Below are 19,278 nucleotides of genomic sequence, written 5' to 3' on the forward strand. Positions count from 1 at the left end.
CGTGTCCGAGTCGACCGACCTGTTAGAGCTCATCGCCGACCCCTAGTGCTTTTCGCGTGTACTCGCCGATCTCGGAAGACATGACACTCATGCTGTTGCCATGGCACCACCAGCCGATGTACTCAGGGATGTTTGCCCATGGCGGTGGAGGTGCCGGCGGCCCGGCACTCTTTGTGAACCAGCTCGTTGAGTCGTTTGCAAGGTGAACCAAAGCGATGCCGTGCACGTCTGCGTAGTCGATCGCCCCGTCTTGAAATCCGCTCACCGAGAACAGCATGCCCTTCTGTGCGCCCGTGGAGCGGACCTTGTCATTCAATATCTGAACATCTTGCCGCTCGACCTTTCGGCGCTCGTGTTTGCACTCGACCAACACCAAGAAATTGGCTCCGAGTGCGCTGAATCGGACCGTCACGTCTATCACATAGCAGCCGTCAACTCCAGCCACCTTCTCCAAGTGCTCGGACCTGAATTCGACCAGGTCGAGACCAGCCCCATCCAAGATGCCCTTCACCGCGAGTTCGTACTCCCGCGGCGTGAGGATCAGCGGCGTGTCGATTCGGGGCATGATGGGTATGGGTCAATAAACGCGTGCACTCTGCACAGGCAATCGGTGAGGCGAAGGCCACGCCTCACCTTCTAAGCTCTCCCGTCCGGGGATCTATTGGAACGACTTCGTCGAGAGATTCGTCGTAAACGACCAGTATCGTTCGCCCCATTGGCACCACTGACTCGAATCTCCTCCGGACGATATCGCTTACGTTTCCCGAGTTCATGTCCTTGAGGAGGTCGAGGAAGACGTCCACACAACGCTCGTATTCGGCTGGCGCGACCTGCTTTTTCAGCAGCAGCTTCAAGCGAAGGCCGTTCGGCGCCTCACCCATCAGGGAGAAGTAAAGCGAATAGGGCTGAACCTCGTTCACTTTGCCCTTCGTTCCCACGACCCTGATCTCTGGAGTCTCCGGGCCGGCGACCTTCGGGTAAAGCTTCTTGAGCTGTTCTTTGAGCAAGACGTAGTGGTCTTTGCCCATCTCTTGGAAGAAGCCTCCGAAGTATGCAGACGCGACGAAGCCGGTCACAAAGGCTGGCATCAGCCACTCCAGGCCCGCCATCGGACCGGGCGGCTCAACTGCGATGACCTGCACTTCGACTTCAGGCGTCGTCGTGGCGAGGCGGAACTCTTCGAAGATCCCCTCTGGCACAGTGTTGACGTGAACGATTGCGATCTTTGGGCGCACGTGCTGCATCTTGTGAGCTCTAACTTGATTCATCGAACAATAACGGCGATATCCATTTATCCGAACGTCACCCCAAAGGTACACCATACATAGGTAGTGCGTTGATTTGAGCCAAAGTCGGCAAATATACTGTTTTTATGAACAGTATAAATAACACCCAAAACTCGCCACGCCTGCTCGATCAACTGCGCACTGCGATTCGGTATAAGCACTACTCCTATGCCACCGAAAAGGCATACGTATACTGGGCAAGATTCTACATTCGCTTTAACAATCTGCAACACCCCGCCAACATGGGCGCAACCCATGTTGAAGCATTTCTGAAATTCTTGAGTACCCGCCGCAATGTTTCATCGTCCACCCACAATCAAGCCTTGTCAGCGCTGCTTTTTCTGTACCGAGAGGTCTTAAAACAAGACCTACCCTGGTTGAACGAAGTTAGTCGACCCGCAAAACCAAAAAGGTTGCCAGTGGTTTTAACCCGCCTGGAGGTGAACAACCTATTCACAAATTTGGAGGGAACCCACTTATTGCTTGCTAAATTGCTTTACGGCACGGGTATCAGAATTATGGAGGCGCTTCGTCTTCGAACCAAAGACATTGATTTTGATCATCATTGCATCATAGTTCGCAGCGGCAAGGGTGATAAGGACAGGGTAGTCATGCTACCCGCATCTCTGACATCAAGCCTAAATACCCAATTACAACGCGCACACTCTCTGTGGTTAGGCGACAGACAAAATGCCATAGCTGGTGTCGAACTTCCCCGTGATGTGGTGGCTCACTGCGTGTGTGGCTTGTTAGCCCACTTGACTCACTTTCTCAACCATAGCTACCGCCCACCCACACTGCGGCCAGCAATTTACCACCACGCCCCAACAATCTTTTCAAAATGTAAATTACTTTTATAACCAAATCAAGAAAACCCTCTCCACTCCCCCATTTCTGCCGCAAAATCCAAAACCCTCAAAACAAAAAACCCCAGGCTCACGTGGTGAGCCTGGGGTTTTCCAACTTCCAACCGGGTGGTTAAGCCCGGCAATTCAACTGCTTACACGCGCTCGAAAATACCGGCTGCACCCATGCCTGTACCAATGCACATGGTCACCATGCCGTACTTCAGGTTGTGGCGGCGCAGGGCGTGCACCACAGTGGCTGCGCGAATGGCACCGGTGGCACCCAGTGGGTGGCCCAGGGCAATGGCGCCACCCATGGGGTTCACTTTGGCGGGGTCCAGTTGCAGGTCTTTCATCACGGCCAGCGACTGTGCAGCAAACGCTTCGTTCAGCTCAAACCAGTCGATGTCGTCCTGCTTCAGGCCGGCGGTTTTCAGTACGGCGGGAATGGCTTCCTTGGGGCCAATGCCCATAATTTCCGGAGGCACACCGCGCACGGCGAAGCCGCGCCACTTGGCCAGGGGCACCAGGTTGAAGCGTTTCACGGCATCTTCAGACGCCAAAATCAGCGCGCCTGCGCCATCACTCATTTGCGAGCTGTTACCGGCAGTCACCGAGCCTTTGGCGGCAAACACAGGCTTCAGCTTGGTGAGGCCTTCAATGCTGGAGTCGGCGCGGGCGCCTTCGTCCAGGCTGACCACTTTGCTGCTGGTGGTAATTTCGCCAGTGGCCAAATCGGGCGCTGCCTTTACCACGGTGAATGGGCTGATTTCATCATTGAACTCGCCCTTTTGCTGGGCGGCAATGGCTTTCTTGTGGCTGTTCAGGGCGAACTCGTCTTGCTCGTCGCGGCTGATGCCCCATTGCTGGGCCACTTTTTCGGCGGTCATGCCCATGCCGTAGGCAATGCCCAGGTTTTCGTCTTTCTCGAAAATGGCCATGTTGAAGCTGGGCTTGTTGCCGCTCATGGGCACCATGCTCATGCTTTCGGCGCCGGCAGCAATCATGACTTCGGCTTCGCCGGTGGCAATGGCGTTGGCGGCCATGCTCACGGCAGTAATGCCCGACGCGCAGAAGCGGTTGATGGTGACGCCGCCCACGGTGTTGGGCAGACCAGCCAGCAGCACGGCAATGCGGGCCATGTTCATGCCCTGCTCGCCTTCGGGGAAGGCGCAACCCACGATGGCATCGTTGATGGCAGCGGGGTCGAGCGTGGGCACTTGGGCCATGGCTTTGGAAATGGCATGCACCAGCAGGTCGTCGGGGCGCACTTCCTTGAATACGCCACGGGGCGCTTTGCCGATCGGCGTGCGGGTGGCCGCGACGATATAGACATCTTTCATTTGGCGGGACATGTGTGTGTCTCCTCTTAGTTGCCGATGAGTGCCGTATTAGTTACGCACAGGCTTGCCGGTTTGCAGCATGCCCATGATTCGTTCTTGAGTTTTGGGGTTGTCCAGCAGCTTCACGAAGTGCTTGCGCTCCAGGTTGAGCAGCCACTCTTCGTCCACCAGTGAACCGGTTTCAATTTCGCCACCGCACACCACATCGGCAATGACGCAGCCCAGGTGGAAGTCGTAAGCGGAAATGAAGCCACCGTCGCGCATGTTGACCAGTTGTGCCTTGATGGTCGCAATGCCGCTTTTGCCTGCCACGGGCACGCCTTTCAGTTTGTGCGGTGGGCGGTAGCCCTGCTCAAACATGGCGCGGGCGCGGTTGATGGCCACGTACAGCAGCTCATGGCTGTTGAACACAATCGTGTCGCTGTCCTTGATGAAGCCCAGGTCACGGCATTCCATGGCCGATGTGCCCACCTTGGCCGTGGCCGCAGTCAGGAAGCCATCTTTCACGAAGGCCAGCACGTCGCTGGAGCCTGCTTTTTGTGCAGCCAAACCAGCGTTCACGGCAATTTCTTTCAAACCACCGCCACCGGGAATCAGGCCCACGCCCACTTCCACCAGGCCCATGTAGCTTTCGAGGTTGGCCACGCGTGCGGAACAGTGGATGGCGAATTCGCAACCACCGCCCAGTGCCAGGCCTGTTACGGCCGCAACAGTTGGAATTTGTGCGTATTTGAGGGCCATGGTGGCCTTCTGGAATTCAGCCACCATCGGTTCGATGGCTTTGCCACCACCTTGCATGAAGGCGGGCAGCATGGCTTGCAGGTCGGCACCGGCAGAGAATGGCTCGTCGGGCGACCAAATCACCAAACCTTTGTAGCTTTTCTCGGCCAGGGCAATGGCTTCGTGGGTGGCTTCGATGACACCGGGGCCAATGGCGTGCATTTTGGTTTTGATGGACAGAACCACCACGTCGTCGTGACCTGGGGCTGTCCAAATGCGCGCGGCATCGGTTTCTTTCAGGGTGGTGCCACCGTTGTGGCCAGTCACCGTGGTTTCGCCCAGTACCTTGGCGCGGAAAATTTGGCGCTGGTAAACGGGCAAGTCCTTACGGGCCACAAAGCTGTTGGACGCTGGGCTGAACGCACCGGCGGGCGAGTACACGCCACCGTTGGCAGCCACAGGGCCTTCAAACACCCAGGCGGGCAGCGGGGCTTTGCACAGGGCTTCGCCGGCGTCGATGTCGGCTTTCACCCACTCGGCGATCTGCTTCCAGCCAGCGGCTTGCCAGGTTTCGAATGGGCCTTCGGTCCAGCCGTAACCCCAGCGCAAGCTGAAGTCCACGTCGCGGGCGGTGTCGGCAATGTCATTGAGGTGCACGGCGATGTAGTGGAACGCGTCGCGGAAAATCGCCCACAGGAATTTGGCCTGGGGGTGGTCGCTGCCACGCAGTTGCGCCATGCGCTCGGCCACGTTTTTGTTCTTCAAAATTTTGAGAACGGCTTCGTCGGCCTTGCCTTCAGACGGTACATAGTCGCCCTTGGCTTCGTCGAACTGCATGATCTGCTTGCCGACTTTCTTGAAGAAACCGGCCTTGGCCTTTTGGCCCAGTGCGCCCAGTTCCACCAGCTTTTTCAGCACGGCGGGTGTTTCATAGCTGGGGGCAAACGGGTCGTTGGGCAGTGTGTTTTGCATGGTGGCAATCACGTGGCCCATGGTGTCCAGGCCAACCACATCCGCCGTGCGGAAGGTGGCGGACTTGGCGCGGCCCAGTTTGGAACCGGTCAGTTGGTCGACGATGTCGAACGCAATGCCGTACTTCTTGGCTTCGGCCATGGTGGCGAGCATGCCCGCAACACCCACGCGGTTGGCCACGAAGTTGGGCGTGTCTTTGGCGGTGATGATGCCCTTGCCCAGCGTGGTGGTCAGGAAGGTTTCCAGATTGTCCAGAATGTCCTGACGGGTGGTGCTCAAGGGAATGAGCTCGCACAGGTGCATGTAGCGGGGTGGGTTGAAGAAGTGCACGCCACAGAAACGGCTCTTCAGGTCGGCGTCAAAGCCTTCGCTCAGCTTGGAAATGCTGAGGCCCGAGGTGTTGGTTGCAAAAATGGCGGTGGGGTTGATGAACGGGGCAACCTTTTTGTACAGGTCGTGTTTCCAGTCCATGCGCTCGGCAATCGCTTCGATCACCAGGTCGCAACCCTTGAGCAGTTCCAGGTTTTCTTCGTAGTTGGCGGCCTGCACGTATTGGGCCACGTCCTTCGCGCCAAACGGCGCGGGCTTCAGTTTGGTCAGGTTGGCAATGGCCTTGTCCACGATGCCATTCTTGGGGCCTTCTTTGGCCGGCAGGTCGAACAGCACCACGGGCACTTTGGCGTTGGCGCAGTGTGCGGCAATTTGCGCACCCATGACGCCTGCGCCGAGCACGGCGACTTTGCGAACGATGAAATTGGACACGAGGGTCTCCTTATCGGGGGTTTTATCTGTTGTGGCTTAGAACAGTTCTTCTTCCATTTCCATGAGCACTGCAGAACCGGCGCGGGCCTTGCGGATCAGCATCGCGGTTTCGGGCAGCATTTTCTGGAAGTAGAAACGGGCAGTGATCAACTTGGCTTTGTAGAAGTTGTCGCCACTGTTCTGCTTTTCCAGCGCGATCTTGGCGGACAGCGCAAAGAAGTAAGCGTAGAACATGTGGCCCACCACGCGCAGGTAGTCCACCGCAGCGGCGCCCACTTCATCGGGGTTGGCCATGGCCTTGCCACCAATTTCCATGGTGAGCTTGGTCACTTTGTCGCCCAGGTCGGCCAGGGGCTCGATGAACTCTTTCATGGCGGGGTTGTTGGCCTCGGCTTCGCACAGGGCGCGCACGCGCTTGCCAAACTTCATCAACTTGGCACCACCGTCGGCCAGCACTTTGCGGCCCAGCAGGTCAAGCGATTGAATGGTGTTGGTGCCTTCGTAAATCATGTTGATGCGGCTGTCGCGCACATACTGTTCCATGCCCCACTCGGCGATGTAGCCGTGGCCGCCATACACCTGCAGGCAGTGTGAGGTGGCTTCCCAGGCGTTGTCGGTGATGAACGACTTCACGATGGGGGTTGTGAGGGCCACCATTTCAGCGGCTTCTTTGCGCACGGCTTCGTCGGGGTGGCTCAGTTCTTTGTCCAGCTCCAGCGAGGTCCACATGCACAGGGCGCGGCCACCTTCGGCATAGGCACGGGCGGTCAGCAGCATTTTGCGCACGTCGGGGTGCACAATGATTTTGTCGGCAGGCTTGTCGGCTTGCTTGGGGCCGGTCAGCGAACGGCTCTGAATGCGGTCCTTGGCGTACACCACCGCGTTTTGGTAGGCCACTTCGGTCAGGCCCAGGGACTGCATGCCCACGCCCAAGCGGGCGGCGTTCATCATCACGAACATGGCGTTCAGGCCCTTGTGCGGCTGACCAATAATCCAGCCGGTGGCGCCGTCCAGGTTCATCTGGCAGGTGGAGTTGCCGTGAATGCCCATTTTGTGTTCGATGGCACCGCAGTTGATGGGGTTGCGGGCGCCCAGTGAGCCGTCGGCATTGGGAATGAACTTGGGGACGAGGAACAGCGAAATGCCTTTGGTGCCAGCGGGTGCGTCGGGCAAGCGAGCCAACACCAGGTGAATGATGTTCTCGGCCATGTCGTGTTCACCACTGCTGATGAAAATTTTCGCGCCGGTGATTTTGTAGCTGCCATCGGCCTGGGGTTCGGCCTTGGAGCGCAGCATGCCCAGGTCGGTACCGCAGTGGGGTTCGGTCAGGCACATGGTGCCGGTCCATTCGCCGCTGGTCAGCTTGGGCAGGTAGGTGGCTTTTTGCTCGGGTGTGCCGTGTGCGTGCAGGCAGTCGTACGCGCCGTGGGTGAGGCCAGGGTACATGGTCCAGGCCTGGTTGGCGGCGTTCATCATTTCGTAGAAGGCTTGGTTCACGGTCACGGGCAAGCCCTGGCCGCCGAATTCAGGGTCGCAGCTGAGTGCGGGCCAACCGGCTTCCACATACTGCTTGTAGGCCTCTTTAAAGCCAGTGGGTGTTTTCACCGAGAAGTCGGTTTTGTTGTGGGTACAGCCTTCGGAGTCGCCCACGGCGTTCAGGGGTTGCAGCACCTCGGCGCAAAACTTGCCGCCCTCTTCCAGAATCTGGTTGATGGTGTCGGCGTCCATGTCCGCAAAGGCAGGAATTTCCTTGAAAGTGGCTTCGGCATTGAACAGTTCGTGCATCACGAATTGCATGTCGCGAATGGGGGGCGTGTATTGGCTCATGTCGTCGTCTCCTGGATACAGCTTAGGTCAAGATTACTGAAGAGGTGTTACTGGGTTTGTTCTGGTATTGGGCAATCATGCGGTCGAAAGCATGACGGGCACGTTGCAGGCACTGCGTGTCGCCCATGAGGCGGCCCTGTTGGTGTGCGGCCAAAATAATTCCGACCATTTCGAACACCAGTTGGTCAGCATCGGCCGAACCGGCGGGCAGGTGTTTTTCTTCAATGGCCTGTGATGCCGCACGGCGCATTTCTTTTTGCCAGTCACGGTGCATGTTCACCAACACATCGCGCACGGCACCCGGTCTGTCATCGTACTCGGTTGCGCCGGAAATGTAGATACAGCCGCTGTCGATCTCTTTGCCGATGCGGTCCAGCCAGCGCATGAAAATGGCGCGAAGGCGTGGAAAGCCGCGTGGTTCCTTGAGACAGGGAAACAGCACCGCATTGATAAATTGTGTTTCGTACTCTTTGAGCACAGCAATTTGAAGTTCTTCACGCGAGCCAAAGTGGGCAAACACACCGCTTTTGCTCATGGCCATTTTTTCGGCGATGGAGCCAATGGTGAGCCCTTCCAGCCCTTGGGTGGAAGCGATCTCGAGTGCTGCCTCAACGATGGCAGCGCGGGTTTGCTCGCCTTTGCGCATAAAAAATAGACCGAACGTTCGTTTTTTTATTAGTGTACATGCGAACGGTGGATTTGGGTCAATGGACTGCAAAAAAGGGCCTTGACGCAAAAAACAAGTTCATCGAATGTAGCGCACATCTTATATTCAAATAATTTGAATAATGCATTCAATGCCACGCACTGGATGAACCCATCTGTTCAGCGCAAAATTCAGCCATGTTCACAACCCACAAGGAGAACAACATGGTCAACTCAACAAACTCAAGCAATTTCATCAACAATATTTTTGAATCCGTTAAAAACCCATTGGCGGTGATTGCCCGCATTTTGCTGGCCCTGATGTTTGTGCTGGCCGGCTTTGACAAGCTGACGCATTTTTCGGGCACCGTGGGCTTCATCGGCTCGGCGGGCCTGCCCGTGCCGGAGGTGTTGGCGGCCATTACGCTGACGGTTGAGATCGTGGGCGGCTTGGCTTTGATCACCGGCATTCAAGCGCGTCTGGCGGGCTTTGTTCTGGCAGGCTTCACACTGCTGGCCTCCATCACCTTCCACAATTTTTGGGCAGTGCCTGCGGACCAGGCTTATGTGCAGCAACTGCTGTTCATGAAAAACATCAGCGTGGCCGGTGGATTGCTGCTGGTGGCTGCGCTGGGCGCAGGCCAGTGGAAGCTGGGCAAGTAATGCTGGACGTGCACGGTTGGCTGGTTGCTTAAACCACCGCCACCAGAATGGAGGCTCTGTGTTGCCATTCACCTCGACATCTTGAATATTGAAGACCCTTCAATGTTGGAGTTGAACACGAATGACCACCTTAGCAACATTTTCCACGGCATCACCAAAAAACTGGACCGCCGTTGACTTGGAGGCTGGGCAAACCAGACCCGAGGCCACTGTAAGACAGGCCAACACTTGGCGAACCGGTGCCAAGGTCATGGCCATGGGGTTGTGCATGACAGCCGCTGCCGGCACTTTGGCACTTTCGCTGTTAAACGACGCCACCGAAACAAACAGGGGTATGCGAAGGCTTCAAGACGACAATGACGGATGTGGGTCGGGCAAATACCGCTCAGAACTAACCGACAAGGATAAACAACATTACAAATGGGCGTTTGTTGGGGAAGGTGCTGCGGCTGGGCTGGGATTGGTGGTCGGTGGGGTAGGTATAGCCACTCAACTCACCCGATGCGGCGAAATTTTAATGGCCATCGGTGGCGCGTTTCTTCTTCCCGCCGTTGGGGCCTTGGCGCTCACCGGCCTCGCCTACGGCGTTCAGGCTGCCACGAACGGACAATGCCAATTGAAGACCTAAAGAGCCGCAGAATTCAAATCGAACTACACCACCACCACCAACTGCTGACCTGGCGTGACCTGCACCACATGTCCGCCAGTGAATTCGCCAAAAGCGGGCATGAGCAAGCTGTTGGCAGTTTGCACAAAACACGGCAGGCGGGCAGTGTCCCGCCCTTTGCCTTGAATGCGACACACCGGGTGCACATGCCCGGCAATGCTGAATGAACCTGCCGCAGCCTGTGGGTGGTGGCACAAAGCAAACCCGCCCAGCGCATGCGGCTCTGCATGCAGTTGAATGTTGAGCATGGCCGGTGGCATGCCGGCCTTGCTGTCGTGGTTGCCCACAATCAAATGCAATTCCAAAGTGGCATGTGCAGAGCGCCATTGCTGAAACTCGGCCAACAAGGCCGGGTTGAGAGCGGCCTTGGCGTGGAACAAGTCGCCCAGGATATAGACGTGTTGCGGGTTGAACTGCGCAACGGCTTCAGAAAGGTTTTGCAGGTTACCCGATGTAGTGCCTGCCGGGACCGGAACCCCCAGGCTTCGGAACGTGGCAGCCTTGCCCAAATGAACATCAGCCACCAGCAACGCCTGATACGCAGGCACATACACACTGCGAAGGCGTGACAACACAACGTCACCGGCTGGGGTGCTAATGCTCAGCGTACGTTGCGTGGCCGATAAAACCTGCATGAAAAATTGCCGGGGAGTAATGAAGCAGACCGGAGTTTAACAAAGCCAAATCCGCAAAAACATTGAACCGTGCCTTCGGGAAGTACACCCATGTTTTTCAACCCAATTGGGAGAATGACGATGGGATGGTTTTCAACCAAGATGGACAACAATCGAATGGCCACTTCAGCGGGCTTCATGGTGTGCAGCGCCATGCTCGGGGCCAACGCCGAAATACTTGAGAAAGCAGAAACATTCACCAACCAACAAATTTCGCGGGGCAATACGCTGGTGGGCCAAACCTATGCACTGCAAGGCACCGCGAGCAAGCTCGGTCGGGAACTGCTGCAAGCCATCGGAAATCTCCGGCAGTTGAACCACGATATTGGCGACCTGAAAGGGGATTTGCTGGAGCGCGCCCATCAAATGATTTTTCTGGCCAATGACTATGACAAACCTCGACTGTTACGACAGACTGGCATGTCCGGGAAAGACATGGTGGAATTTGTGGCTGAAATGACCGATGAGTCGATCGGAAATTTGCAGCTTTTGGCCAATCGAAACCCGAATTTCATCGCCGACATTCAGACCTTGGACCGGGCTGACTCCATCGTCAATGGAACTCGGGCTACCCGTGCAGCCAACAGCATTCCCATGCTGGAGTTTGAGGACCTGAACGACCGGTAATCAGTTGGCCTGCAGGGCAGCCTTTTCCAGTTCGGCCACCATGCGGGCCACGCGGTCGCTCAGTTTTTCCGTACTCACCATTTCGCGCAAGCGTTCAATCATCAGCGGAAATGCAAAGGGTGTGGGGCGTTCAATGGTGTTGAACACGAGCCGCTTGGCTTGCATGGATTTCAGTGCGGCTTCCATGCGGACAATGTCCAGCTCTTGCTCCAGGGCCTCGCGCTGGGCCTGGCTGAGTAACAAATTTCCGCGGTCATATTTTTGGAACACTTCAAAAAACAAACCGCTGGAGGCCTGCAGTTGCTTGGTGCTTTTGCCCGCACCCGGGTAGCCCTGGAATATCAGCCCGGCAATGCGGGCAATTTCGCGAAAGCGGCGTTGCGCCAGTTCCGACGCATTCAAGCACTCCAGCACATCGGCCAGCAAGCAGTCGGTGCTGAGCACCGCTTTGCTGCCACCCCACCACTGCTGCCAGTTCACGGGCTCGGCGCTCAACAGCTCAAAGCCGTAGTCGTTCATGGAAATGGAAAACGTACCGGGCCGATGCTGCGAGGCGCGCCAGGCGAACAAACTGGCCAAGCCAATGTGCACGGTGCGGCCTTCAAACGGATACACAAACAGGTGGTGCCCTTCCTTGCTGTGCAGTTGCTCCACCAGCAAGGTTTGCGTACCGGGCAATTCACTCCAGCGGCGTTGCAACGTGAGCAGGTCGGTTAAGGCGCGCAGCTCAGGCCAATCGGGCTGCTTGCCCTGCTCCATGGCGCTGCGGGCCACATCCAGCATGTGCAGCGAGGCGTGGGCCAACTCGCTGCTGAGCGGCATTTTGCCGCCCTGCCATTGCGGTACCGTGGCTTTTTTTCGGTCGGCTTTGCGAACGTAGGCGGTCATGTCACGCACCTTGACCAGCTCCAGCACACGGCCTGCAAAGCTGAAGCAGTCGCCGCTTTTCAGGCGGGCAATGAAACTTTCTTCAATGGTGCCCAAGCGACCACCGCTCATCCAAGCCACATGCATGGCCGAGTCGGACACAATGGTGCCCACCGACATGGCGTGGCGCCGGGCAATGTCGCGGCGAAGCACGCGGTATACACCAGTCTCATCACGCTGTATGCGTTGATAGTCGGGGTAGGCCTTCAGGCTTTCACCACCCTGCTCCACAAAAGTCAACGCCCAGTTGAAGGCCTCGCGCGATAGGCCGGAATAGGCCGCGGTGTTGCGCACCTCGGCATACAAATCGTCAGGCTCAAAGCCTGAGCCCATGGCAATGGTCACCAGGTGTTGCACCAGCACATCGAGTGGGGCTTGCGGGCTGTGACGGGATTCGATGTGACGCAATTCGGCGGCGTAGCGTGCAGCAGCGGCCTCCACCAGCTCCAACGCATGGGTGGGCACCACGGTAATGCGGGACGGCCGCCCCGGGGCATGGCCCGAGCGCCCGGCCCGCTGCAGCAGGCGGGCAACACCTTTGGGCGAACCGATTTGAATAACGCGGTCGACCGGCAAAAAATCAACACCCAGGTCGAGCGACGAGGTACACACCACGGCTTTGAGTTGACCCATCTTCAAACCGTTTTCCACCCAGTCGCGCACCGATTTGTCCAGCGAGCCATGGTGAAGTGCAATGGAGCCTGCCAACTCGGGCCGCGCATCCAGCAAGGCCTGGTACCAAATTTCGGCCTGCGACCGGGTGTTGGTGAACACCAGTGCGGATGCACTTTGTTCGATTTCACGCACCACGGCATCCAGTTGCTTGAGCCCCAAATGGCCGCCCCAGGGAAAGCGCTCAAAGCTGGGGGGCACCAGGCTGTCGATCACCAACTGTTTGGGCAGCTTGCCCTGCACCAGTGTGGCGCTGCTGTGCAGGCGCACTGGGTAGGTGAGTGTGCGCAATGCATCCTCGAGATTGCCCAGGGTGGCACTCATGCCCCATACCTGCAAGGCGGGGTTGAGCTTCACCAAGCGTGCAATGGCCAATTGCAGTTGTACGCCGCGCTTGTTGCCCAACAGTTCATGCCACTCGTCCACCACAATGGCATCCAGCTTTTGCAACTGTGCTTGCCCGGTGGCGCGGGTCAACATGAGGGTGAGGCTTTCCGGCGTGGTCACCAGGGCAAACGGTGGCTTTTTGAGGATACGGGTGCGGGTGGCGGCATCGGTGTCGCCAGTTTGCAGGGCGACTTCGCAATCGCTGGCCAAACCGGCACAGGCCTTTTGAAGGGATTTGCAACTGTCGGCCGCCAGGGCGCGCATGGGGGTAATCCACAACACCCGGGTGGTGGCTGCGCGCGGCTTGGGCAACTGCGCAAGGCGCAGCAACAGGCCCACCCACACGGCCAGTGTTTTACCAGCGCCCGTGGTGGCATGCAGCAAACCACTGTGGCCGGCCTGCACCGCGGCCCACACCTCGGATTGATAATCGAACGGTGCCCAGCCCTGTGCTGCAAACCAATGGTGAACACCGCTCGGGTTAAGTGCCATCAGCGGGGCATTGGCATTGGGTGTAAAGCCAGGGGCTGGATTGGGGGCAGCGGGTTCGGCGGGTGAATCTACCGTGCTTTCATCGGCACGCGCACGCGCTTTGGCTTTGCGCCGCAAGGCCTTGAGCTGGGTACCCACATTGGGCCCCGGTGGAATACCCCGATACTCGGTCATGAACTGCACACGCTGACATCACATTGCGATGGTTTATTTTGCCATGGCTTGCGGCGCTGGGCTGGACAACAAGTCCACATTCCCACCGGTGGCAGCGGTGTTGTTGCACACAGCCTGCTCATGAAACAGGCGATACAGGGGATAAACCCCGTCGCTGGTTTGAACAATGACCGGCACCAGGGCGGCACAGTGGTGCAGCAGTTGCCGACGCAAGGTGGATTGCAAGGCACTGTCATGCTCGCACAGCACACCGTCCAACCTGGTCCAGTCAATGGTGTGCACACCCTGTACCCGCTGCTGGATGGGCTCGGGCAAGCTGGCCAACCAGCGTGGCCAGTTCAGGGTGGCTGAATGCAGAATGCACGCCTGTGCGCCCGCATGGCACACCGCCATGACTTGCAGCAGCAGGGCATCGGCCTCCTGCGCGGTACACCACACCAGGCTGCGGGGCAGCAGGTGGTAGGTGTTGCGTTCACCAGTGGGGCCAGGCAACAACAAACCCGGTGGCGCGCTGGCCGCTTGCACCAGTGACCACTCAGCCCGGTGCATGAGGAACGGCAACATGAGGGGCCCGCCAGCCTTGGGGCCGGTACCGGAAAGCCCCCGTCCACCAAAGGGCTGGCTACCCACCACCGCGCCCACTTGGTTGCGGTTGATGTACAGATTGCCCACCCGGGCTCGCTGTTGAACCCAGGCCTGAAACGTACCCAAACGACTGTGCACACCGGCAGTAAGGCCGTAGCCCAGTGCATTGACAGCGGCCATGCGCTGCGACCACACCCCGGCCGGGCAACGCCACACATGCAGCACGGGCCCAAACACTTCTTCGGCCAGCAGATCAAGGCCATGGACTTCCACCAAGGCAGGGGCCAGGAAGTAACCCGGCTGCTGCGCCTGCTGACGGCGGTGTTGGGCGCATTGCCAAACCGTCATGCCCTGCGACTCCAGGCTCAATACATGAGCCTGAACCCGGTCACGCGCATGGCCATCAATCATTGGGCCCATGTCGGTTTGCGGGTGTATTGGGTTGCCCAATGTTCGGGTCGCCAATGCAGCCTTTAGTTTGTTCAGCAGGGTGTCTGCAATGCTGCTGTGCACGCACAGCAGGCGCAGTGCAGAACAGCGTTGCCCCGCACTGTCGAAGGCGGCATGCAGCACATCCTGAACCACTTGTTCCAGGTGGGCAGAAGAATCGACCCAGAGCGCATTTTGCCCACCGGTTTCAGCCACCAGTTGAGCAGGGCTGCGTGGGCCAGCTGCCTTGAGCAAGCTGGCTTCGATGAGACGAGCCACCGAGAGGGACCCAGTGAACATCACCAAGCGAACTGCCTGCGCTGCGCACAAGGCTTGCCCAACGGTGCCATCGCCGGGCAGGCACTGCACCACGGCGGTGGGTTGATGAACACGCGCCAAGGCCCGGTGAATACATTGCATGGCTTGGTGGGCAATCAAGGGGGTTTGTTCGGCGGGCTTGGCGATCACCGGATACCCTGCAGCCAGGGCTGCGGCAATTTGCCCCATGAAAATGGCCAGTGGAAAATTCCACGGGCTGATGCAAACGGCCACACCACCGGTGGCCTGGCCTGGGTTTTCTGGCAGGCGTTCCAGTTGCGCAGCATAGTAAAAACAGAAGTCGATGGCCTCACGCCATTCCGCCAGGGCATTGGCCCAGGTTTTCCCGGCCTCCAGCACCAACAAGGCCATCAAGTCTTCGGCATGGCGGCTTAACTCCACCGCCAACGCATTCATGCAGGCCACCCGCGTGGAATGGGCACTGCAGGACCATGCCGCCGCCCGTGCGGCAGCATCCCGCAAGGCTTGCTGGACATCGTCGGGAGTGGACCATTGCACCTGCCCGACCCGCTCGGTGGGGGCAGCGGGGTTGAAAACATCCCGCCAAGGGCCCTTGCTGGCATGGGGTGACGCCGGCAACACCGGATAAGCCAGCCAGGCATGCGCCTGACGATGCGCCAACGCCTGCGCCCAACGGTGCGCAGTGGCCGGGCAGTGAAGGTCGATGCCCGGGGAATTGGGGCGGTCATACACCTGTGCGGGCATGCGGCAAGCCGGGTTGGCCGTGGGCCGCTGTTGATGCAGCACCGTCCAGGGGTGTTGTGCCAGCGTGGTCGGGTCGATGTGGGGGTCGAGAAGCTGATTCACAAAGGAGGTGTTGGCGCCATTTTCGAGCAAGCGGCGAACCAAATAGGGCAGCAACTGGGCCTGTGCGCCAATGGGCGCATACACGCGCGTGGTGTGGGCACCGGTGTGCATGGATTCTGAATACAGACTTTCGCCCATGCCGAAAAGGCACTGCAATTCAAAGCGGGTGACGCCCTGCTGTTGCACCATGTGCTCCACCAGTGCGTAGGTGTGGGCATTGTGCGTGGCCAATTGCGGCAAGACCAGTTCGTGGTGTTGCAACAGGCGCCACGCACACAGGGCATAGGACAGGTCTGTGTGGACTTTTTGTGTAAAAACCGGAAAAGCCGACAAACCCTGCTGCTGGGCCTTTTTGATTTCACTGTCCCAATACGCCCCCTTGACCAGGCGAACGGGAATGTGGCGTCCACTGGTGCGGGCCAGCTGAATCACCCAGTCCACCACGGCTGGTGCGCGGGTTTGATAGGCCTGAATAACCCAACCCAACCCTTGCCAACCTTGCAAGGCAGGCTCCAGGGCCAGCCGTTCAAACAAGTCCATGGACAGCTCAAGCCGCTCGCTTTCCTCCGCATCCAGGTTCACCAGCAGGCCGGCAGACTTGCAAGCCAGGCACAAACTGAGCAGACGGGGATACAGGCTGGCGTGCACCTGTTCGCGCTGCGCGGTTTCATAGCGCGGGTGCAGGGCCGACAATTTGATGGACAGGCTGTGGGCCTGCCAATGAAAACCCTCGGCGGGCAACGGCCGGTGTTGCAGCGCGCGCTGCAGGCAGTCGATGGCCTGGTGGTAGCTGCGCAGGTAGCCTTGCGCCTCTGCATCGCTTTGCGCGGCCTCACCCAGCATGTCGAATGAACAGAACGGACCAGACTGCGCAGCCAGCAAACCCGCCTCAATGGTTTCGGCCATGACAAACTGTTTACCCATGATGCCTACGGCAAGTTCCACCGCCCTGCGCACGAGGCGCTCGCTGCCGTGTTTCAATTTGCTGGCCACCAACAAACCCCAGGTGGCCGCATTGACCAGGGTGGAATCACTGTGGCCCAAGTGGGCCTTCCAGTCAGCATGGCTTAGTTTGTCCTGAATCAGGGCTTCACGGGTGCGCGGATCTGGAATGCGCAGCAAGGCTTCCGCCAGGCTCATCAGGGCAACCCCTTCGTCGGTGGACAGACCAAATTCCTGCATCAGCACATCAACACCGATGGCGTGGCTGCGTTGCTGGCGCACCCGGTGGATGTGTTCAAGGGTTCGTCGTTCAATGGCTGCGTCATCCAGCCGGTCCGATGGAAAATTCTCCAGCATCAGGCTCACGGCTTGCGCCTCCTCCATGCGATGCAGGCGGCGCAGCCCATGGCGCTGGTCCAACAGCATGCGCAGCAAGGCCAGGGTGTGTTGAAGGGTTTGCCCGGTCAGGTCTGCCGACGGATTGAACTCCACCAAGTCGACCGACCCCACACAGCCGGTTTGTGCCAGCCGCAGCATGCACTGCTGCATTTGCTGCAGGCTGGGACCACCGGCAACCGGGGTACCCACACCCGGCGCATCTTGAGGGTCCAGACAGTCCACATCGAAGCTGACATGGACATGGGTGCCGGGTTCCACACCCTGCAATGCGCGTTGCATCACCGCGTCCATGCCCAGCTCGCGAATGTGCTGCATGGTGAACACCTGAACCTGCGATTCATCCAATAGACCTTGCTCGCCAGGGTCGACGGACCGGACGCCGATTTGGGTAATTTGACCCGACTGCAGACAAGGCGCAGCATGGCCAGGGTTCAGGACCTCGAGCAGCTCGGCTGGACCCCAGCCGCACAAAGCCGCCAATGGCATGCCATGCAAATTGCCCGATGGCGAGGTTTTTGCCGTGTTGATGTCGGCATGGGCATCCACCCAGACCACGCGCAGCGGCCGGTTGTGGGTTTTACAGTGGGCAGCAACCGCAGCAATGGAGCCCATGGCCAGGCTGTGGTCGCCACCCAGCAACAGTGGTACCTCACCCCGGTGCAAGGCTTGGGCCACTGCATCGCGAATGTGCGTTACCCACGCCATGGCCTCGGGCAGATTTCGGTAACCATCCACCCGGTGCCGGTGCTGAACCGCTGGGCCTTGAAGGTCACCAACATCCTGAACGGCCCAGCCCAAGTGGGTTAGCTGTGCGACCAAGCCCCCACAGCGCAAGGCCGCCGGGCCACCGGCACAGCCGGTGTAGGTGGTGCCCACATCGGTGGGGGCGCCAACCACACACAGCGCATTCTTGATTGCAGCGGGTGTGTTGGCGGGGTTCATCACACCGCCGCCTCGGGTTGCGGGGCCATTGCGCCGTGCAGCACCCCATACAGGTTTTTGGGGTCACTGAGGTTGGGAACAATGTCGAGGCTCTCGCCAATGTGGTGTTCCAATGCCAGGTGGTGCAACACGGTGAGTGCAGAAAAATCCTCCAACGCAAAACCAACCGAGTCGAACACGGTGATGTCGGCATCGGTTTGACGGCCAGGTGCAGTACCGGTGAGCACGGTCCACAATTCGGTGACCGGAAAGTCGGCAGGCAGCTGCTGAATGTCGCCCTCCAGCCGTGTTTGTGGTTCGTATTCCACAAACACGCGGGCCTTGCGCAACACATCGGGATGAAGTTCGGTTTTGCCGGGGCAGTCGCCGCCCACCGCATTGATGTGAACACCGCAGCCGACCTGCTCAACGGTCAAAATGGTGGCGCGGGTTTTGTCGGCAGTCAGCGTTGTGATCACATCCACTCCTGAAACGGCATGAGACACGCTGGCACCCAGCATAACCTTGAATCCGCATTCCTTCAAATGTTGGGCCAGGCGAAGGCTGGCCGCGGGGTCAATGTCGAACAGGTGAAACTGGTCGATACCCAGCAGCGCATGAAAGCCCACGGCCTGAAATTCACTTTGGGCCCCGTTGCCGATGATGGCCATGCAGCGGGCATTTCGTCGAGCGAGGTGGCGGGCGGCCAACGCCGAGGTGGCCGCAGTGCGCAAGGCTGTGGTCAGGGTGAGTTCCGACACCAGGAGGGGAAAGCCGGTGTGCACATCGGCCAGCACCCCCAAGGCCATGACGGTGGACAAACCCCGGGACGGATTGCCCGGGTGGCCGTTCACGTATTTGAAGGCATAGCGTTCGGCATTGCTGACCGGCATGAGCTCGATCACACCAAGTGTGGAGTGGCTGGCCAGGCGGGCACTTTTTTCAAAGCAGTGCCAGTGGGTGAAGTCGTGCTCAATCTGCCGGGCAATGCGGGTGATGAGGTTTTCAAGGCCGACCCGGTGAGCCAGGCGGGCCACATGCTGAACACTGAGGTACCGGGTGTGCATGGTAGCCTCCTGCGCGAAACGGGTCAGACCATGGATTGATTGTGCAAGCCATTGAACCCAACAAAAAGCCACTTTTTGCTTGCAAAACGGCAAATAGCGCTCAAAA

15 protein-coding genes are annotated in these 19,278 nt (G+C 58.7%); 4 read left to right on the forward strand and 11 right to left on the reverse strand.

The features are described from left to right. Nucleotides 1-22 precede the first annotated feature (22 nt). Both NQT62_RS02200 and NQT62_RS02205 read right to left on the reverse strand, forming a co-directional pair. Entirely contained in the window at nt 23-565 is a 543-nt protein-coding gene (locus NQT62_RS02200) for a restriction endonuclease (protein WP_256762928.1), read from the reverse strand. A 64-nt stretch (nt 566-629) separates the two neighbouring features. Continuing rightward, nucleotides 630-1,244 (reverse strand): hypothetical protein, encoded by a 615-nt coding sequence (locus NQT62_RS02205; protein WP_256762929.1) that lies wholly within the window; start codon nt 1,242-1,244, stop codon nt 630-632. 128 nt (nt 1,245-1,372) lie between these two features. Between NQT62_RS02205 and NQT62_RS02210 the strand changes: the two genes are divergently transcribed. Beyond that, nucleotides 1,373-2,146, forward strand: a complete 774-nt coding sequence (locus NQT62_RS02210) for a phage integrase N-terminal SAM-like domain-containing protein (protein ID WP_256762930.1) — start codon at nt 1,373-1,375, stop codon at nt 2,144-2,146. Between the two features lie 140 nt (nt 2,147-2,286). Here NQT62_RS02210 and NQT62_RS02215 read toward each other — a convergent pair whose 3' ends face one another. From NQT62_RS02215 to NQT62_RS02230, 4 genes are read right to left on the reverse strand one after another with little or no spacing between them, the layout of a single operon-like run. Beyond that, the gene (locus tag NQT62_RS02215; RefSeq protein WP_256762931.1) at nt 2,287-3,486 is read right to left on the reverse strand and encodes an acetyl-CoA C-acyltransferase; all 1,200 of its coding nucleotides are present in this window, start codon (nt 3,484-3,486) and stop codon (nt 2,287-2,289) included. Between the two features lie 36 nt (nt 3,487-3,522). Next, complete coding sequence (locus NQT62_RS02220; protein WP_256762932.1) at nt 3,523-5,928, reverse strand: 3-hydroxyacyl-CoA dehydrogenase/enoyl-CoA hydratase family protein; 2,406 nt, start codon at nt 5,926-5,928, stop codon at nt 3,523-3,525. Nucleotides 5,929-5,964: 36 nt separating this feature from the next. After that, complete coding sequence (locus NQT62_RS02225) at nt 5,965-7,755, reverse strand: acyl-CoA dehydrogenase C-terminal domain-containing protein (protein WP_256762933.1); 1,791 nt, start codon at nt 7,753-7,755, stop codon at nt 5,965-5,967. Between the two features lie 22 nt (nt 7,756-7,777). Then, nucleotides 7,778-8,401 carry a TetR/AcrR family transcriptional regulator gene (locus NQT62_RS02230; protein ID WP_256762934.1) on the reverse strand — a complete coding sequence of 208 codons (624 nt, stop codon included), beginning with the start codon at nt 8,399-8,401 and terminating at the stop codon, nt 7,778-7,780. A 224-nt stretch (nt 8,402-8,625) separates the two neighbouring features. Here NQT62_RS02230 and NQT62_RS02235 point away from each other — a divergent pair, with 224 nt between their 5' ends. Next, nucleotides 8,626-9,063 (forward strand): DoxX family protein, encoded by a 438-nt coding sequence (locus NQT62_RS02235; RefSeq protein ID WP_306173510.1) that lies wholly within the window; start codon nt 8,626-8,628, stop codon nt 9,061-9,063. 99 nt (nt 9,064-9,162) lie between these two features. Here NQT62_RS02235 and NQT62_RS02240 read toward each other — a convergent pair whose 3' ends face one another. Continuing rightward, nucleotides 9,163-9,333, reverse strand: coding sequence for a hypothetical protein (locus tag NQT62_RS02240; protein WP_256762935.1), 171 nt, complete (start codon nt 9,331-9,333; stop codon nt 9,163-9,165). On the opposite strand from NQT62_RS02240, the gene NQT62_RS02245 reads away from it, so the two are divergent. After that, nucleotides 9,332-9,691, forward strand: coding sequence for a hypothetical protein (locus tag NQT62_RS02245; RefSeq protein ID WP_256762936.1), 360 nt, complete (start codon nt 9,332-9,334; stop codon nt 9,689-9,691). The genes NQT62_RS02240 and NQT62_RS02245 overlap by 2 nt on opposite strands. Before the next feature lie 23 nt (nt 9,692-9,714). Here NQT62_RS02245 and pdeM read toward each other — a convergent pair whose 3' ends face one another. Then, nucleotides 9,715-10,365, reverse strand: a complete 651-nt coding sequence (gene pdeM / locus NQT62_RS02250; protein ID WP_256762937.1) for a ligase-associated DNA damage response endonuclease PdeM — start codon at nt 10,363-10,365, stop codon at nt 9,715-9,717. A gap of 120 nt (nt 10,366-10,485) precedes the next feature. Between pdeM and NQT62_RS02255 the strand changes: the two genes are divergently transcribed. Further along, a complete protein-coding gene (locus NQT62_RS02255; RefSeq protein WP_256762938.1) occupies nt 10,486-11,031 on the forward strand; it encodes a hypothetical protein in 546 nt (181 codons plus the stop codon). On the opposite strand, the gene NQT62_RS02260 is transcribed toward NQT62_RS02255, so the two are convergent. Genes NQT62_RS02260 through ocd form a run of 3 tightly spaced genes read right to left on the reverse strand, consistent with a single transcriptional unit; the run spans nt 11,032 to nt 19,172 of the window. Further along, the gene (locus NQT62_RS02260; RefSeq protein ID WP_256762939.1) at nt 11,032-13,683 is read right to left on the reverse strand and encodes a ligase-associated DNA damage response DEXH box helicase; all 2,652 of its coding nucleotides are present in this window, start codon (nt 13,681-13,683) and stop codon (nt 11,032-11,034) included. A gap of 33 nt (nt 13,684-13,716) precedes the next feature. After that, nucleotides 13,717-18,126 (reverse strand): bifunctional proline dehydrogenase/L-glutamate gamma-semialdehyde dehydrogenase PutA, encoded by a 4,410-nt coding sequence (gene putA, locus NQT62_RS02265; protein WP_256762940.1) that lies wholly within the window; start codon nt 18,124-18,126, stop codon nt 13,717-13,719. Continuing rightward, nucleotides 18,126-19,172: an ornithine cyclodeaminase gene (ocd, locus tag NQT62_RS02270; RefSeq protein WP_256762941.1), complete on the reverse strand. Its 1,047-nt coding sequence runs from the start codon at nt 19,170-19,172 to the stop codon at nt 18,126-18,128. The genes putA and ocd overlap by 1 nt, the downstream gene beginning before the upstream one ends. Nucleotides 19,173-19,278: the final 106 nt, after the last annotated feature.

It is taken from the genome of Limnobacter humi (assembly GCF_024518835.1).
Lineage (GTDB): Bacteria > Pseudomonadota > Gammaproteobacteria > Burkholderiales > Burkholderiaceae_B > Limnobacter > Limnobacter humi.

What these genes read in the sequence shown, in the direction of transcription:
- NQT62_RS02240 (WP_256762935.1), bottom strand. Translation starts at nt 9,333, where the DNA reads ATGCACAACCCCATGGCCATGACCTTGGCACCGGTTCGCCAAGTGTTG.
- NQT62_RS02205 (WP_256762929.1), bottom strand. Translation starts at nt 1,244, where the DNA reads ATGCAGCACGTGCGCCCAAAGATCGCAATCGTTCACGTCAACACTGTG.
- NQT62_RS02260 (WP_256762939.1), bottom strand. Translation starts at nt 13,683, where the DNA reads ATGACCGAGTATCGGGGTATTCCACCGGGGCCCAATGTGGGTACCCAG.
- NQT62_RS02210 (WP_256762930.1), top strand. Translation starts at nt 1,373, where the DNA reads ATGAACAGTATAAATAACACCCAAAACTCGCCACGCCTGCTCGATCAA.
- NQT62_RS02225 (WP_256762933.1), bottom strand. Translation starts at nt 7,755, where the DNA reads ATGAGCCAATACACGCCCCCCATTCGCGACATGCAATTCGTGATGCAC.
- NQT62_RS02245 (WP_256762936.1), top strand. Translation starts at nt 9,332, where the DNA reads ATGACAGCCGCTGCCGGCACTTTGGCACTTTCGCTGTTAAACGACGCC.
- NQT62_RS02215 (WP_256762931.1), bottom strand. Translation starts at nt 3,486, where the DNA reads ATGTCCCGCCAAATGAAAGATGTCTATATCGTCGCGGCCACCCGCACG.
- NQT62_RS02230 (WP_256762934.1), bottom strand. Translation starts at nt 8,401, where the DNA reads ATGCGCAAAGGCGAGCAAACCCGCGCTGCCATCGTTGAGGCAGCACTC.
- NQT62_RS02200 (WP_256762928.1), bottom strand. Translation starts at nt 565, where the DNA reads ATGCCCCGAATCGACACGCCGCTGATCCTCACGCCGCGGGAGTACGAA.
- ocd (WP_256762941.1), bottom strand. Translation starts at nt 19,172, where the DNA reads ATGCACACCCGGTACCTCAGTGTTCAGCATGTGGCCCGCCTGGCTCAC.
- NQT62_RS02235 (WP_306173510.1), top strand. Translation starts at nt 8,626, where the DNA reads ATGGTCAACTCAACAAACTCAAGCAATTTCATCAACAATATTTTTGAA.
- pdeM (WP_256762937.1), bottom strand. Translation starts at nt 10,365, where the DNA reads ATGCAGGTTTTATCGGCCACGCAACGTACGCTGAGCATTAGCACCCCA.
- NQT62_RS02255 (WP_256762938.1), top strand. Translation starts at nt 10,486, where the DNA reads ATGGGATGGTTTTCAACCAAGATGGACAACAATCGAATGGCCACTTCA.
- putA (WP_256762940.1), bottom strand. Translation starts at nt 18,126, where the DNA reads ATGAACCCCGCCAACACACCCGCTGCAATCAAGAATGCGCTGTGTGTG.